At 40.2% G+C, this 16709-nt stretch carries 5 protein-coding genes and 1 pseudogene; 4 read left to right on the top strand and 2 right to left on the bottom strand.

Annotated elements, in window-relative coordinates; all coding sequences use genetic code 11:
- Window positions 1–43: 43 nt before the first annotated feature.
- Both devC and V7K79_RS02115 read right to left on the bottom strand, forming a co-directional pair.
- Window positions 44–1222 carry an ABC transporter permease DevC gene (gene devC / locus V7K79_RS02120; protein WP_335044263.1) on the bottom strand — a complete coding sequence of 393 codons (1179 nt, stop codon included), beginning with the start codon at window positions 1220–1222 and terminating at the stop codon, window positions 44–46.
- A gap of 75 nt (window positions 1223–1297) precedes the next feature.
- Complete coding sequence (locus V7K79_RS02115; RefSeq protein ID WP_335044261.1) at window positions 1298–2506, bottom strand: ABC exporter membrane fusion protein; 1209 nt, start codon at window positions 2504–2506, stop codon at window positions 1298–1300.
- A 1333-nt stretch (window positions 2507–3839) separates the two neighbouring features.
- Between V7K79_RS02115 and V7K79_RS02110 the strand changes: the two are divergent.
- The 4 genes and pseudogenes from V7K79_RS02110 (at window position 3840) to V7K79_RS02095 (ending at window position 16492) form a co-directional block, all read left to right on the top strand.
- Window positions 3840–4100 (top strand): annotated as a pseudogene (locus V7K79_RS02110) (hypothetical protein).
- 241 nt (window positions 4101–4341) lie between these two features.
- Entirely contained in the window at window positions 4342–9777 is a 5436-nt protein-coding gene (locus tag V7K79_RS02105; protein WP_335044259.1) for a beta-ketoacyl synthase N-terminal-like domain-containing protein, read from the top strand.
- Window positions 9778–9892: 115 nt separating this feature from the next.
- Window positions 9893–11608: an SDR family NAD(P)-dependent oxidoreductase gene (locus V7K79_RS02100; protein WP_335044256.1), complete on the top strand. Its 1716-nt coding sequence runs from the start codon at window positions 9893–9895 to the stop codon at window positions 11606–11608.
- Between the two features lie 135 nt (window positions 11609–11743).
- Window positions 11744–16492, top strand: coding sequence for a PfaB family protein (locus V7K79_RS02095; protein ID WP_335044255.1), 4749 nt, complete (start codon window positions 11744–11746; stop codon window positions 16490–16492).
- Window positions 16493–16709 lie beyond the last annotated feature (217 nt).

Here is a 16709-nt window from a genome sequence, read left to right as displayed (position 1 = left end):
TATCATGACAAAATAATCAAGTTATTTTTTTGCTATGAACTAGTTAGAAAACATCTCCTGGATCTGCGGAGCGGAGTTTGTTGATAGCAAGTGCTCCTGATGTTATGCACATTAAAACTGTTGAAGTTAAAACAATTACCGCATTATTAGCAGTCATAAGTATTGGTAATTTAGTTGCCTCTGCTGCAAAATCATATAACAAGATAGAAGTAATAAATCCTGGGATATAACCTAAGATTGCCAAAATTAAAGCTTGTTGAAATACCACATTTAGTAAATAGTTATTGGTATAACCTATGGCTTTTAAAGTGGCATAAGCAATGAACTGTGTAGCAATATTACTGTAAAGAATTTGATAAACAATAACTACACCAACAACCGCAGCCATTGTTAACATCAAGTTAAGAATAAAACCAATAGGTGTTCTGACAGCCCAATATGTTTTTTCAAAATCAATGAAGCCTTGGCGTGTAAAAACTTGGACATCATTAGGCAAACTTGTTTGTAAATTTTTCAGTACTGTTTCTGCGTTAGTACCAGGTTTGAGGGAAATCAAACCAATATCTATCATATCTGCTGGACGAGTATTAGGATTTATCCTCAAGAAAGTGGAGTCACTAACAAGTAAATTACCATCTACACCAAAGGAAGGCCCTAATGTGAATAAGCCACCAATTCTCACTCTATAACCAATTAATGAGTTGAAGGGGAATATTTCAATTGTCTGTGCAGTCTCTCCGGCATTAAATTTTTCGGCTATTGGGCCAAACTCTGGGCGAGAACCCCGGTCAAAAAGCACAACATCAGGAGTTTTGAGTTTGTCTAAATTTTTCTCAACTTCTGGGATGTTCATCACAGGTCTACCCGGATCGAAACCAATGACATATATTGAATATTTCTCACTAGTTGCCGGATTTTTCAGTTTGGCAAATTGTAAATACATGGGGCTAACTGACTCTACACCATCAAACCCCAGAGATTGGTATAAACGAGTCCGCGAAAAACTTTGATTTGAGGTTAAAGATTTATATTGCGAACTAACTAGAAATAAATCTCCCTTGAGATTCTGATGCACTGCGGTTGCACTGGAATAGAGAGCATCTTGAAAACCAAGTTGTACAAACATTAGCAGTACAATAAAACCAATACCAGCTACAGCTACTAATAAACGAACTCTTTGCTGGGCTAGCTGTAGCCATGCTAAAGGAATTTTGAAAATCATAGATTTATTTATTATTTGTCATTTGTTATTTATCATTTGTCATTGGTCATTTGTAGAATGACCTATGACTGATGACTAAATATGAATGGCGACATCCACTTGTAAGTTAGTTAAACGAGCAACCTTTTCACTTTCTGCGGGATTATCGATGGAGATTTTCACTTCAACTATTCTGCGGTCTGTATCTGAATTAGGGTTGAGGCTAAAGATGTTTTGCTTGTCAACCTGCCAACCAATCTCTTTTACAGTTCCTTTTATTGTTCCAGTAAATGCAGTGCTGTTAATGGTAGCTTTTTGTCCTACACGCACTTTTTGAACATCGGTTTGATACACCTCTGCAATCACATACATTTGAGATGTTTTACCGATTTCAGCAAATCCTCTGCTGGTGCTGATGACTTCTCCGGTTTTGGCGTTAATTTTCAAAATTTTGCCATTTATGGGAGATTTGATGTAACTCAAATCTAAGTCGGCTTTTGCTTGTTGAACAGAAGTTGTGGCACTGTTAACTTCAGTTTGTGCTACTTGAACATCTACACCACGCACTTCACTAATACTGGTGAGTTGCGCTTGTGCTTGCTTGCGTTGTGCTTGGAATATGTCTTCAGTCCGTTTGAGGGTGGCTTGAGCTTCTGTTAGCTGCTGTTGTGTAGTCTTTAGTTGCAAAGCTTTGGTATCTACTACAGAAGCCGCGATCGCACCTTGTTTATATAATTGCTGATAGCGATCGTTCTCAGCTTGAGCATTGTCTACTTCCGCTTGGATGCGGTCAATTGTCGCCTGTTGTGTCGCAACGTCCCCTTTATATTGTGGCTCTAACCGAGCAATTACAGCCTTTTGAGCATCAACATCTCCGCTTTTACCTCCAGATTTCACCTGCGCTAGTTTAGCTTTGGCAACTTGGAGTTGGTCTATAGCCTGTTGTAAAGATGTTTTAGAACGACCATAATTTTCGAGATATGCCAGTACTTGCCCTGCTTTAACCGTTTCTCCTTCTTTCACCAACAGTCTGTCTACTCGTACCCCATTATTAGAAGCAGGAGCAGTTAAAGTAGTAACTTCGCCTTCTGGCTCCAAACGTCCCAAAGCTGTCACAGCAATTTTCGCAGGCGTGGCAGCTTTTGGAGGAATCGCTTGCGATGTCACAACTTTAGGTTTAGACCAATAGGAGGCCAAACTATAGAAAGCGATTAATCCAGCCGCTAAAGTCAGAGAAGCTGCTAAAATTACTTGCGATCGCCCTACGGGTTTTGTGAATAATCGACTTTCTTTATTTACTGCCATCTTTTCATTCCAATTCTGATTTTTTAGGTGATAGCCTGGTTATATTTAATCGATTAGAATAGACTCATCCGCAATTTACCAAAAGGGCTTTTCCTCTAAGTTTTCTACTTTAAATTAAGTGGAGGGGTCTAAATTGGTTTTATATGAATTGTTGTACGCTTTTACCGCCCAAACTTACTATTGTGGCGTGAAAATTAATGGCGTGTTACTTTAAAGCTTCCTAAGTTATATCCTAATTTGATATCTAATCCAGTAGCGTAAAATACAATAACGCTAGTCAGGAAACTTAACTTTCAAGAACAACGAAGCGCTAATAAAAATGAAATAAAAATCGGGATAAACTTATTATTAATTATGGCAAAATGCTTAATTATTGTCAACTAATTCAATTTGCATAAATCTTGATTCTTTCACTTTAAGATTTTATTGCAGCAAGATGATATGCTGAAAGATATACTAATTACTTTTTTTATTTAGCAATTTAATATTTACAAATAGTTAGTTATTAAGCAGATTTTATATTACTAACAGACTATTCTTGTCAAGATTGTGTAATATAAGACATTATGATAACGATTTCTAGTAGAGGTAATTGATGAATTGCCCCTACTTAAGCTAACCCGCCTTGCAATTAATTGCAAGGCGGGTTAGGTGGTAGATAAGATGCTCTCACCTAAGCTTTGCTTCGATTTACTTTTTACCGAAGACCTATTAAACCCATATTATGTTTATCAAGCAACATATTAAAAATTAATATTTGCTTTATAAATAACCACCTTGCTTTTTAAGTTGACTTATATTGAAAAATAACCAAATACTTTAACTTAATTATGATGTTTATCTGAAAAATAATACTTGTATTTTTTCAATTTATCTATGTATCTATTGGGCTGTTACTTGCTGGACGACAGATTTGTAGTGTTAACTAAATCAAGAAAATATTTATGTTTATTCCATAGATAACAAAATTTATCGCACATTAATTTAGTCATAAATTATACTTTTATATTAAGTTTAATTCAAAATTTATATCAGTAAAAGTATATAATCATTTATAAAATAACTTTAAAGGAATAATTTAGTTTCTGTAAAGTATGCTAGTGTTTTTATTAATTCAATGTTTTAAAGTGGTTATATAAACTAGTTATTTAATTGATGTTTTTAAATTAAAAATAACTAAAGATAACTGTGTTTTCATGACATGGTACTCGTTTAATTACTTTCTCAATTGGCATAAACTCTGATTAAAGGTGGTGTCTTTTCTGTAACGAAATTGTCAACTTCACTAGGTCAAATACCATAAAATACATTATCCTGGACGTTGAAACTAGCTATGACATTGATTGAGATACAGAACGTTGTTATTAACACCAGCTATATTGCTGTGATTAGGCTAGATAATCAAACGGTATCGGGTGAAAAAAACGTTTCTGTTTCCTTAGCTACTCCTCAGTTTTCATCGCTCTAGTAGGATACCATTGCGGAAAATCTCTACTATTACAAATGGATTGAATTCACTGGTTAAGCAGCTATTAAACTCCAAGACTATTTTACCAGTTTTAACAACGTCATCGACCTATTGCCACAATATTAAGAGTCTAGCGTTGTCTAACATTTTTTTGCGATGTCTACGACGGGCTACGCCTACACAGTGTGCCAAAATCGCCTATAAATCTAAGGCTATATGAAGGCAGTCGTGTCGTGTAGTGTCGATTTGGAGAAAAGCATTTAGCACAGATAGGATAGCTAGCTGCTTATAAGATGAGAGATTTTCATTATTTAGTAGGCAACAGAAATTACTGTAGCTACACAATCCACAGTACTAACTATGTCCTATGTCTGCTTATTCAATTGATACTGCCTTAGCGGAGTTAGAGAGCCTTATCAATAATTGTGAAAAGGCTGTAATGAAGTCTATAGAGGAAAGAAACATGAAATCAGATAAATCAGTGTCAATCAACAGAATTAACAGACAATTACAACACAATCCTATCGCCATTGTTGGGATGGCTTCTCTATTGCCTCAAGCCAGAAATTTGCGGGAATATTGGCAAAATATAGTAAACAAAATTGACTGTATTACTGATGTTCCTTCCACCCACTGGAGTGTTGAAGACTATTACGATCCAAATCCCAGAAGCCCTGAAGATAAAACCTACTGTAAAAGAGGTGGATTTCTTCCAGAGGTAGATTTTAACCCGATGGAATTCGGCATACCACCCAGCATTTTGGAAGTTACAGATGTATCGCAACTATTAAGTTTAGTAGTTGCGAAAGAAGCGATGGAAGATGCAGGTTATGGGGAAAAACGTCAGTTTAACCGCGAGATGGTTGGGGTAATCTTAGGCGTGGCGATGGCCAAGCAATTAGGAATGCCACTTTCTGCAAGATTGGAATATCCGATTTGGGAAAAAGCACTCAAAAGCAGTGGTTTATCTGACGAAGATACGCAAAAAATCGTTGATAAAATCAAAAGCGCTTATGTGAAATGGGATGAGAATGCTTTCCCTGGAATGTTAGCTAACGTAGTCGCGGGTAGAATTGCCAATCGCCTGAATTTTGGCGGGATGAATTGCGTAGTTGATGCCGCTTGCGCTAGTTCCTTTGGTGCTTTAAAAATGGCAATTAGTGAGCTAGTTGAGCATCGTTCTGACATGATGCTGACTGGTGGTGTTGATACCGATAACACCATCATGGCTTACATCTCTTTCAGCAAAACACCGGCTGTTTCTCCTAGTGAAAATGTCAAACCTTTCGATGCTAAGTCAGATGGGATGATGCTAGGTGAAGGTATCGGAATGATTGTCCTCAAACGGTTGGAAGATGCTGAACGGGACAACGATAAAATCTATGCCGTAATTAAAGGTATTGGTACTTCCAGCGATGGGCGTTACAAGAGTATTTATGCTCCTCGCAAAGAAGGTCAAGTCAAAGCTTTAGAACGTGCTTATGAAGATGCCGGTTTTTCTCCCGCCACCGTTGGTTTGATGGAAGCACATGGCACTGGTACAATGGCTGGAGATCCGACAGAATTCGGATCTTTAAAAGACTTTTTTGATGTGCATGATGACAAAAAGCAGCACATCGCTTTGGGTAGTGTGAAATCACAAATTGGACACACAAAAGCGGCTGCGGGTGCGGCGAGTTTGATTAAAACTGCTTTGGCGCTACATCACAAAGTATTACCGCCGACAATTAATATCACTGAGCCGAACCCCAAACTCAACATTAAAACTTCATCCTTTTATTTGAATACCGAAACCAGACCTTGGATTCGTCCAGAAGGGGAAGCGCCAAGACGCGCAGGTGTAAGTTCTTTTGGCTTTGGTGGAACTAACTATCACGTTGTTTTGGAAGAATATGAAGCCGAGCAAAACCACGCTTACCGCTTACACTGTGGTGCTAGTGAAGTGCTGTTGTTTGCTCCCACAGTAGACCAATTGTTGAGCAAATCGGAAGAGATTTTAGGTAAGTTGCGATCGCCTGAAGGCAAAGCACATTACACCCAATTAGTCAATGAGTGCAAATCGCCACAAATTCCCCTCTCTGCTGCCAGATTTGGGTTCGTAGCTGAAAATCTCGAAGAAGCTTGCAAGTTGCTGCAAACTAGCATTGACTGGCTGAAACACAAAGGAACAGCAGCATCTTGGGAGCATCCCCAAGGAATTTATTACCGCGCCTCTGGTATGGAGTTGGGCGGAAAAGTTGTCTCTCTATTTTCTGGTCAAGGTTCGCAATACTTGGAGATGGGCCGGGAACTGGTGATGAATTTTCCTTTGATGCGCCGTCTTCATGGTTATATGGATAGCCTGTTGCTCAAAGATAATTTGCAGCCGTTGTCAGAAATCGTTTTTCCTCATCCTGTGTTTGGAGAAACAGAAAAAAATGTCCAAATTGCTGCTTTACAACGCACAGAATACGCTCAACCAGCTATTGGGGTGTTGAGTGCAGGGATGTACAGTATTCTGCAACAAGCTGGATTCAAATCAGATTTTGTCGCGGGACATAGTTTTGGTGAACTGACAGCGCTATGGGCTGCGGGAGTTTTGAGTACCGAAGATTACTTGTTCTTAGTGAAAGCTAGGGGTCAAGCAATGGCGGCTCCCGAAGATCCGGATCATGATGCGGGTAGTATGCTGGCTGTTAAAGAAGACATCAACAAAGTGGAAGCCGTAATCAGACATTTTCCGCAAGTTGCGATCGCTAATCAAAATTCTCCAACTCAATTTGTCTTGGCTGGGCCTACCGCAGAAATAGTCAGAGTTAGAGAGGCTTTACACGAGAAAGGATATACAGCTGTATTGTTACCTGTTTCAGCAGCGTTCCATACACCGCTAATCGCCTTTGCTCAGAAATCCTTTGCGATCGCTACTAAGTCTGTCAAATTCCAAAGTCCCAAAATCCCTGTTTACAGCAACGTCACCAGTAAGCAGTATCCCAAAGAACCCCAAGGTATTCAAAAAATCTTGGAAACGCACCTTTCTAATTCAGTGCTGTTTAAACAGGAAATTGAAAATATCTATGCGGCGGGTGGTACTTGCTTTGTGGAATTTGGGCCGAGAAGAATTCTCACCAACTTGGTAAAAGATATCCTTGGCGATCGCCCACACCTAACCGTATCTTTAAATCCCAGCACTCAAAAGAATAGCGATCGCTCCTTACGAGAAGCAGTTGTGCAGTTGCGAGTAATTGGTTTGGCTTTGAATAACCTCGATCCTTACCAACTTCCTCAAACTATCCCCCCAATTGAGACGAAGAAGACATTAAATGTCCGTTTAAACGGGATAAACTACAGATCCGAAAAAACGAAAAATGCTTTCGCTCTAGCTTTGCAGGATGGGCATCAAGTCACATTACCTACCCCCGAATATCCTGATGCGGCTCCTTTGTTTAGTAGCCCAGGTGTAACACCACCTCTGGCTGCGATCGAGACTAACGGACATAAAAAACTCACCCCAGCAATGAGTAGTGTGACTTCTAATATCACCCAAACAGAGCAACAGATGAATCCTGTGACCCTTTCACAACCAGCCCAGGAATCTAAGATGCAACCAATACCAGAAAAACTTACAAATTACGAACAACTTTTAGCAAGTTTAGAATATCTTCTGACACAGTTTCAGGAAAATCAAGCCGAGAATTTACAAGTTCACGGTACTTATCTCAACCATCAAATGGAATACGCCAAAGCGTTTTTCCAACTGATGCAGCAGCAGAATTCCTTGTTGAGTGAAAGTAAATCAACAGCCGAAACTGCCAAAATGAAGTTAGTTGTGATGGAAAGCTTAGAGCGCAGCATGATGCAGTTTCATTCCCAACAAGGTGAAACCCTACGCATCCATGAGCAATATCTCCAAGAGCAACTGGAATATACTAAAAACTTTTTCCAACTCATACAGCAAGAGTATTCTCAAATCATCTCTGGTGAGGGAGCAACCCAACTAACAGAGAAACTTAGCAATTTCGCTCCCTTCACCAGAGAAACAACTCTTACTGATGCACCCGTACCTCCTACTACCAAGATAGTAGAAAGCCAGCCTTTGCCTGTAACTGAGCCTGTAGCTAAAAATGGCTTAAATGTTACCCCAGCACCTCTACCGCCTACTCCCCAAGTGGTGGAGCCTGTAATTGAAACTCCTGTATTTCCCACTGCTAAGAAGGATGAAAATTCCTCTTCTTTGCTCCCTAATCTCTTCTCCCCACTTCCTACCGAGACAGTAAAGCCTGTAGCCGAGCCACCTGTCCCAGTAGTAGAACCTCAAAGCGAGGTTGTAGTCAAAATTAGCTCACCCCCAGTCAACGAAATTGTCGTATTCAGCCCAGAACCAGCAGCCATAATTGCTGCACCTGTATCCGGCGCAACCATTGATGTTGTTGACTTGGATAAAAACTTATTAGCCATCACCAGCGACAAGACGGGCTACCCAGTAGAGATGCTGGAAATGGACATGGATATGGAGGCCGATTTAGGAATTGACTCCATCAAACGGGTAGAAATCCTGGGGGCGCTACAGGAAATGTACCCCAACCTACCCAAGCCAAACGTTGAAGAACTGGCAGAACTCCGCACCATCGGTCAAGTTGTAGAGTATCTGCAATCCCAGGCTTCCAGAAGTATTTCTGTAGAAATTGCAATTCACGAAGTACAACAAGCAACCGAGATTGTAGTAGAGGCTGTACCCGTAGTTGAGGTAGTTACTTCACCGGAATCAAGTATAGTTGTCGCATTCAACACAGAACTAGTTGTAACTGATGAATTTGCAGACTTAGGTCAAACCCTACTAGCCATCACCAGTGATAAGACTGGTTATCCAGTAGAAATGCTGGAATTGGAAATGGACATGGAAGCCGACTTAGGGATTGACTCTATCAAACGGGTAGAAATCTTAGGGGCGATGCAAGAAATGTACCCCAACTTACCCAAACCGAATATCGAAGAACTCGGAGAACTCCGCACCATCGGTCAAATAGTCGATTACCTACAGCAGTTAGCTGGAGGTGAAAAAAAAAAGTCTGAGCCTGAGTTTGTCCAACAGCCACCAGAATTAGAGCATAATATCCAGCGCCATCCGGTCAAACTCAGAAGTCTAGTACAACCCGATTATTTGGATTTCACGTTACCAGAGGGACACATCGCTTTAATCACCGATGATGGTTCCCTCACCACTTTCAAATTAACTGAATCCCTAATCGCCAAAGGCTGGAAAGTAGTAGTTATCAGCTTCCCCCAATCGCTGATCGTCCAACAAGCGCCCTTACCCACAGGAGTAACCCGCGTCACCTTAGCAAACTTGAGTGAAGAACATCTTCAACAACAATTGCAAGCGATCGCATCTCACTGCGGAGCGATTGGGGCTTTCATCCATCTCCATCCAATGTTTGTAGGAAATCACACCGGAAGTATTTCTTATAACGAACAAGAAAAGGCGATCGTCAAGCACGTATTTTTAATGGCGAAACACCTCAAACCTTCCCTCAACGAAGCTGCAAAGCATGGACGTAGTTGTTTCTGTACAGTAGCTCACCTTGATGGAGCCTTCGGCTTAGAGTACAAAGTCAACTTCGGGGCGATCGGCGCTGGTTTATTCGGATTAACCAAGACTCTGAGATGGGAATGGCCAAAAGTATTCACTCGTGCGATCGACCTAAGTCCCAGACTTGACGCTAAACAGTCAGTACACAATATTATCGCCGAGCTTCACGACCCCAATCTTTATATCAGTGAAGTTGGCTACGGCTCACAAGGACGAGTCACTTTAATTGCTGATTAATCTTTTCTCTCTGCGCCTCTGCGGTTCGTTTTTTAAATAACCGCAGAGTAAACAGAGAAAGAGATAGAAAACAACTTGTCTTAATTACGAATTACGAATTAATATCAGAGGATTTATGACCCAAACAGCCCAGCTTAGTCCATCATCTGTCTTTGTTGTGAGCGGCGGTGCAAAAGGGATTACGGCTGAGTGTACTATCAAATTAGCCCAACAGCAACCCGGCAAATTCATCCTTCTCGGTCGCTCCGAACTATTAGAAACCGAGCCAGATTTTGCTCAAGATTGTGATGAATCCGCATTGAAAAAACGCATCATGGAAAATCTTCTTTCCCAAGGAGAGAAACCCACACCCATGAGCGTGCAAAAAATATATAACAAAATTACCTCCAGCCGCGAAATTAAAAATACTTTAGCAGCAATTGAAAAAACCGGAGCTAAAGCAGAATATATCAGTGTTGATGTTACAGATACGCAGGCTTTACAAGAAAAGCTGGCTAATGTTGGGTCAATTACAGGAATCATCCACGGCGCTGGCAATTTAGCCGATAAGTTAATTGAAAAGAAAACAGAAGAGGATTTTGAAAAAGTTTACACCGCCAAAGTTCAAGGTTTAGAAAACCTGTTGGCTTGCATCAATCCTAATCAACTCCAGTATTTGGTTTTGTTTTCTTCCGTAACAGGATTTCACGGAAATACTGGACAATCGGATTATGCGATCGCCAATGAAATTCTCAATAAATCAGCCCATATCTTCAAGCAACAATATCCCTCATGTCATGTAGTTGCGATCAACTGGGGTGCTTGGGATAGTGGGATGGTGACACCGGAATTAAAGAAAGTTTTTCAAGAGCGTGGAATTGAAATAATTCCCGTTGCAGCTGGAGCACAAATGCTCGTTCAAGAAATGGGTAATGCTAATCATGCAACTACACAAGTTGTGATTGGTAGCAAACTAATTCCAGTTGCCACAGAACTAGATTCTCAACTACGAACCCATCATATTCGTCGCCAAATCACACTAGCAGATAATCCTTTTTTGCTGGATCATACTATCGCTGGTTCTCCAGTTTTACCAGCAACTTGTGCAATGTCATGGATGATTAATGCTTGTGAACAACTTTATCCCGGTTACAAATTGTTCTATCACAAAGATTTTAAAATTCTGAAGGGGATTACTGTCAATGAATCTTTAGCAAAGGAACATATTTTAGAAATAGAAGAGATTTCCAAGATTAGCTTTGAAAGCATCGAAATTAAAGCGAAAATCTGGAGTAAAAACCCACAAGGAAAAATTCATTATCATTTTAGCGCTCAACTCAATCTTCGGCAAGAAATCCCCATTTGCCGTCCTTATGAATCAATTAATCTTGAACAGGATAACATCATCACCGTTACAGGAAAAGCCCTTTACCAAAATGGAGGAAGTACATTATTTCATGGCCCTGCTTTTCAGGAAGTCCAAAAAGTTTTAAACATTAGCCCAGAAAAAATTACTACAGAATGTTTTTGGCAAGAAATCAGCGACAAGCAACAAGGACAATTTCCAGTGCAATGGATCAATCCTTATACGATTGACTTGAGTATGCACGGGTTATGGATTTGGACACAGCACTTTTATCAAGAAGGTTGTTTACCTGGTAGAGTGGAAAAATATGAACAGTTTGTAGCTACACCACATAACAAACCTTTTTACGTTTCTTGTGAAGTGAAAGCGAAAACAGCAACTAGTGCGATCGCTGACTTTATCGTACATGATCGTCAAGGACAAATATATTCGCGTATGCTCGGCGCTCACGCAATTATTTGGTCAATGAAATCACTCCGAAGCTAGTAGTTTTCAACTTCTTTTCTCTGCGCCTCTCTTACCTCGTATGTGAGATTTGACTAGTTTAAAGTTTGGGGAACAGCGTAAATCCTGCGTTTTAAATATCTCTTGCCTAATACCCAAACCTTAAGGATATAACTAGTGGAAAAAATAGCCATTATCGGATTATCATGTCTATTTCCTGATGCGAAAAACCCGGAAGAGTTTTGGCAAAATCTTGTTAATAAAAAAGATTCGACATCCTCTGCAACTGTCGAAGACATGGGAGTAGACCCAACAATCTTTCATAATCCAGTTAAAGGTACACCAGACAAAACCTATTCGCTCAAAGGCGGATACATCCGTAACTTTCAGTTTGACCCTAGTGAATACAATCTACCATCAGAGTTAGTTGCTAGTTTAGATAACACCTTCAAATGGTCATTGTATGCTGCTAAACAAGCAATTGTAAAGAGTGGTTATTGGGGTAATCAAACTGTTCTCTCAAAATGTGGCATCATTTTAGGTAATTTGTCGTTACCGACAAAATTATCTAATCAATTATTCTCTCCCATTTACCAGAAAGCTCTTACCCCTGCTGTCAAAGAACTTTTGCAGTATGAAAACTTTGATTTAGCTGTATTAACTGCAAATAAAGCGTCTTTTTACAATGCGATGATATCTGGCTTACCAGCATCTATTATTGCTCAAGCCCTCTCTCTATCCGAGACTAATTTCTGTCTAGATGCTGCTTGTTCATCATCATTTTATGCTATTAAATTAGCATCTCATTACTTATGGTCACACAAAGCTGATGTGATGTTAGCTGGAGCCATCAGTTGTGCAGATTCCTTATTCGTGCGGATGCTATTTTCTGGTGTTCAAGGTTATCCAGAAAATGATATTAGTCGTCCCTTAGATAAATCCTCTAGAGGATTAATTCCCTCTGATGGTGTTGGGATGGTAATGCTGAAAAGATATTCTGATGCCATCAGAGATGGCGATAATATTCTTGCTACCATCTGTGGTAATGGACTTTCAAATGATGGCAAAGGTAAGCATTTACTTAGTCCAAATCCTAAAGGACAAATCTTAGCTTTTGAACGAGCTTATAAAGAGGCAAAAATTAGTCCAAAAACCATCGATTATTTAGAGTGTCATGCTACTGGCACATTACTAGGAGATACAACTGAAGTCAACTCTGTAGAAACCTTCTTTGGTCAAAATCAAGCTGCGCCTCTGGTGGGTTCTGCTAAAGCAAATATAGGTCACTTGCTAACTGCTGCTGGTATGGTTGGCTTGACTAAAGTAATTTTGAGTATGTCTCATGGCGTAATTCCACCAACCATTAATGTTACTGAACCTTTATCCTCAGAAAATAAGACAATTTCCGCCGATACAATTGTAAGAACAGCTACAGCATGGCCGAATAATAATTTATCAACAAAACGGGCAGCTATTAGCGCTTTTGGTTTTGGCGGTACTAATTCTCATATAATTTTAGAACAAGGAAATACAACACAACCAGTTGAATCAATCGCACCTGTTTTATCTTCCAAAGTTGCCATTGTTGGCATGGATGCCTTTTTCGGGAACTGTAATGGTTTAGATGCTTTTGAACGCAGTATTTATGATGGCACCCAACATTTTATTTCCCTACCGCCTCAAAGATGGCACGGTATAGAAAACCAAGAAAATATTCTGAAAGATTACGGTTTAGCAGATGGTAAAGCGCCAGTAGGAGCATATATTAAAGATTTTGAAATTGATACTTTATCGTACAAAATCCCACCGAATGAAATCGAAACATTAAACACGCAACAACTATTACTCCTGAAGGTTAGCGATCGCGCCATAAAAGATGCGAAACTACAGGAGGGTGGCAATGTGGCGGTTATTATCGCTGCTGAGACAGAGTTTTCTGTGCATCAGCTACAGCAAAGATGGAATCTATCTTGGCAAGTTAAGGATGGCTTACTCAACCAAGGAATTTCTTTACCTGATGAACAGCTGGCGCAACTGGAAACCATTGTCAAAGATAGTATTCACCAACCAGTAGAAATCGGCGAATATGTAAGTCACATCGCCAACATTATGGCGAGTCGGATTTCTGCTTTGTGGAATTTTACTGGCCCTGCATTCACGATTACGGCTGGCGAAAATTCTGCCCTGAAGGCGTTGGAAGTTGCACAAATGCTACTCGCTACTGGGGAAGTTGATGCCGTGGTTGTGGGTGCAGTAGATTTGGCAGGTGGTGTAGAAAATGTCTTGTTCCGCAGTCAATTTGCCCCAATTAATACGGGTGTCAATACGTTGGGTTATGACGAACAAGCTAATGGCTGGACGGTTGGCGAAGGTGCTGGTGCAGTTGTCCTCAAGCGTTACGAAACTGCTAAACAAGACAATGAACGCATCTATGCAGTAATTGATGCCATGAGTTTCGCTCAAGGTAATTCTACTTCGGGTAACGGATTGGTAAAACCTGATGCTTCAATTATCAGCAATGTCTGCAAACAAGCTTTCCAGATGGCAGAGATTCAACCCACAGATGTTAATTATGTGGAAGTGTTCGGTAGTGGCGTTTCCCAAGAGGATGAAGCCGAAATCACAGGTTTACTCCAAGCTTATCCGAAGGCAGGAAATGGTTTACATTGTGCATTGGGTAGCGTCAAAGCCAATATCGGCCACACCTATACAGCATCGGGAATCGCTAGCCTAATTAAAACCGCTCTGTGTCTTTATTACAGGTATATTCCTGCCACACCCAAATGGTCTGGTGTTAAAACACCGCAAGTATGGTCAGGTAGTCCCTTCTATGTGGCAATGGAATCAAGACCTTGGTTTGTCGATAAAGGCGGTACACGCAGAATAGCAGCAATTAATAGTATAAGTATAGATGGCAGTTACGCCCATTTAATCTTATCAGAGGAACCTAGCCAAGAGGAGCGCGACAACAGATATTTGCAACAAATGCCTTTTCATCTGTTCCCTATAGCAGCTAGCGATCGCTCCACTATCTCGGATCTTCTCAACAATCTCCAAAATACCATAGAAGCTAGTTCTTGTTTATCAGTTACCGCCAGCCAAACATTCGCTACTTTTCAACAGCATTCTGATGCAAAATACGTCTTATCAATCGCCGGACGTAACACAAAAGAACTACTAAAAGAAATTGAATCTGCCCGCAAAGGTGTAAATAATGCCTTTGATAAAGGGACAGATTGGCAAACACCAATAGGTAGTTATTTTACAGCAAAACCATTGGGTAAAACCGGAGCAGTTGCTTACGTTTATCCCGCAGCAGTCAATTCTTATATCGGCATTGGTCGCAGCGTCTTCCGGTTATTTCCAAAAGTATTTGAGGACTTAAAAAGTAACAACCTTTACAACCGGGCTGCCGATGTTGAAAAGTTGGTTTATCCCAGAAGTTTACCTAAATTGACAACGAGGCAACTAGAAACTCTCGAAAAGCAATTGTTAGATGATTCACTAGCAATGTTTGAAAGTGAAATCGCCTTTGCGAGATACATGACGGCAATTTTTCGAGATGATTTTCAAGTCAAGCCGCAATGCGTTTTTGGGTATAGCTTAGGTGAAACTAGCATGATGGTTGCCCAAGGAGTTTGGAGCGATTTCGAGGGCGGAAGTAACACCTTAAACTCATCACCACTATTTGGCGATAAGTTATCTGGGCCAAAAAACGCTGTGCGTGAATATTGGGGATTAACAAATTCACCAAACAACAATTTTTGGAATACTTATGTTCTTATGGCTACTCCATCGCAAGTTAGAGAATGCCTCAAACATGAGAATCACGTCTACTTAACTCAAATCAACACACCAGAAGAAGTATTAATTGCTGGTGAAGATGCAGCCTGTAAGCGAGTCATTCAAACTCTCGGTTGCAACGCTTTCCCCGCTCCCTTCGACCATGTGATACATTGTGAAACGATGCGATCGCAGTACGAGGAAATCAAGAAGGTAAACAGCTTACCATCACAAAATCTTCCCGGTATTATCTTCTATTCAGCTGCTGATTATCAACCAATCGCACTTGAAAGAGATGTAATTGCTCACAACATTGCTAAAGGATTGTGCCAAGAACTTGATTTTCCGCAACTAGTTAATCGTATCTATAGTGATGGTGTCCGAATATTTTTAGAAGCGGGTGCTGGTAGTGTTTGTTCACGATGGATTGATAAAATTCTCGGCAACAAAGAACACATCACAGTTTCTTTGAATCGTAGAGGAATGGATGACCATGCTTCGATAGTCAAAGCATTAGCAAAACTACTCAGTCATCAGGTGAACTTGGATTTATCACCACTGTACAGAAAAGCCCAAGAAACCGCTAATTTAAATAAAGCAACATTGAGAACAATTACCTTGGGTGGAAAAGCAATTGCTGCTACAATTTTGAGCGACGAAAATCGCAAACTTGTTGAAGGTTTTGCTGGGAAGCTTATGAGCGAACGCTTCAAAATACAGCATCTAAATATACCTAATATCCAACAATCTGAAATCACAGATTTTCTTAACACTTCCAGCCAAATCACCGAAGCAGAAAATTATTCTCCTAACATCTTGCCTCAGCCAGAAGAAGTAAAACCGAAAAATATCATTGATAACGTTTTTGAAACGAGAGAACAATTACAATCTTCTGAGTCAAACGTAATTCAACAGCCAATTCCTGTTTTTTCTCCACTCGTCAGAACTAAAAAAATTAGTAGCATCATCAGCATGTTCGATTTAAATAAGACCCAGTATCAAAAGCTCAATGCTAATAATTCAAAGATAACTAAAGCACACACAGCCTTTTTACAAGCTAGACAAGATTACAGTCAACAAATGAGCGAAATCATTCAATTACAACTAGCTTGCGCTCAAAACTTGCTTAACGACGAATCTTGATAAATCATACCAATTCTCTCTCAACTTGCACCGACTAATTCTTAACTCATCTCTTCCTTTGTGCGCTTGGCGTCTTCTCTACGAGACGCTACGCATTGGCGGAAGCCTCTCGTAGAGAAGGCGGTTCGTTTAAAAATTATTACGTGCATATTCATGCAGAATTGGTATGAAAATGTAGACTCCTTTAACTTTATCATCCATTGCTTGTAATCCGAGG

Source organism: Nostoc sp. (assembly GCF_036917575.1).
Classification (GTDB): Bacteria; Cyanobacteriota; Cyanobacteriia; order Cyanobacteriales; family Nostocaceae; genus Nostoc.
Note: the sequence above shows the minus strand (reverse complement) of the source record. Positions and strands in the feature narration are given on the sequence as shown.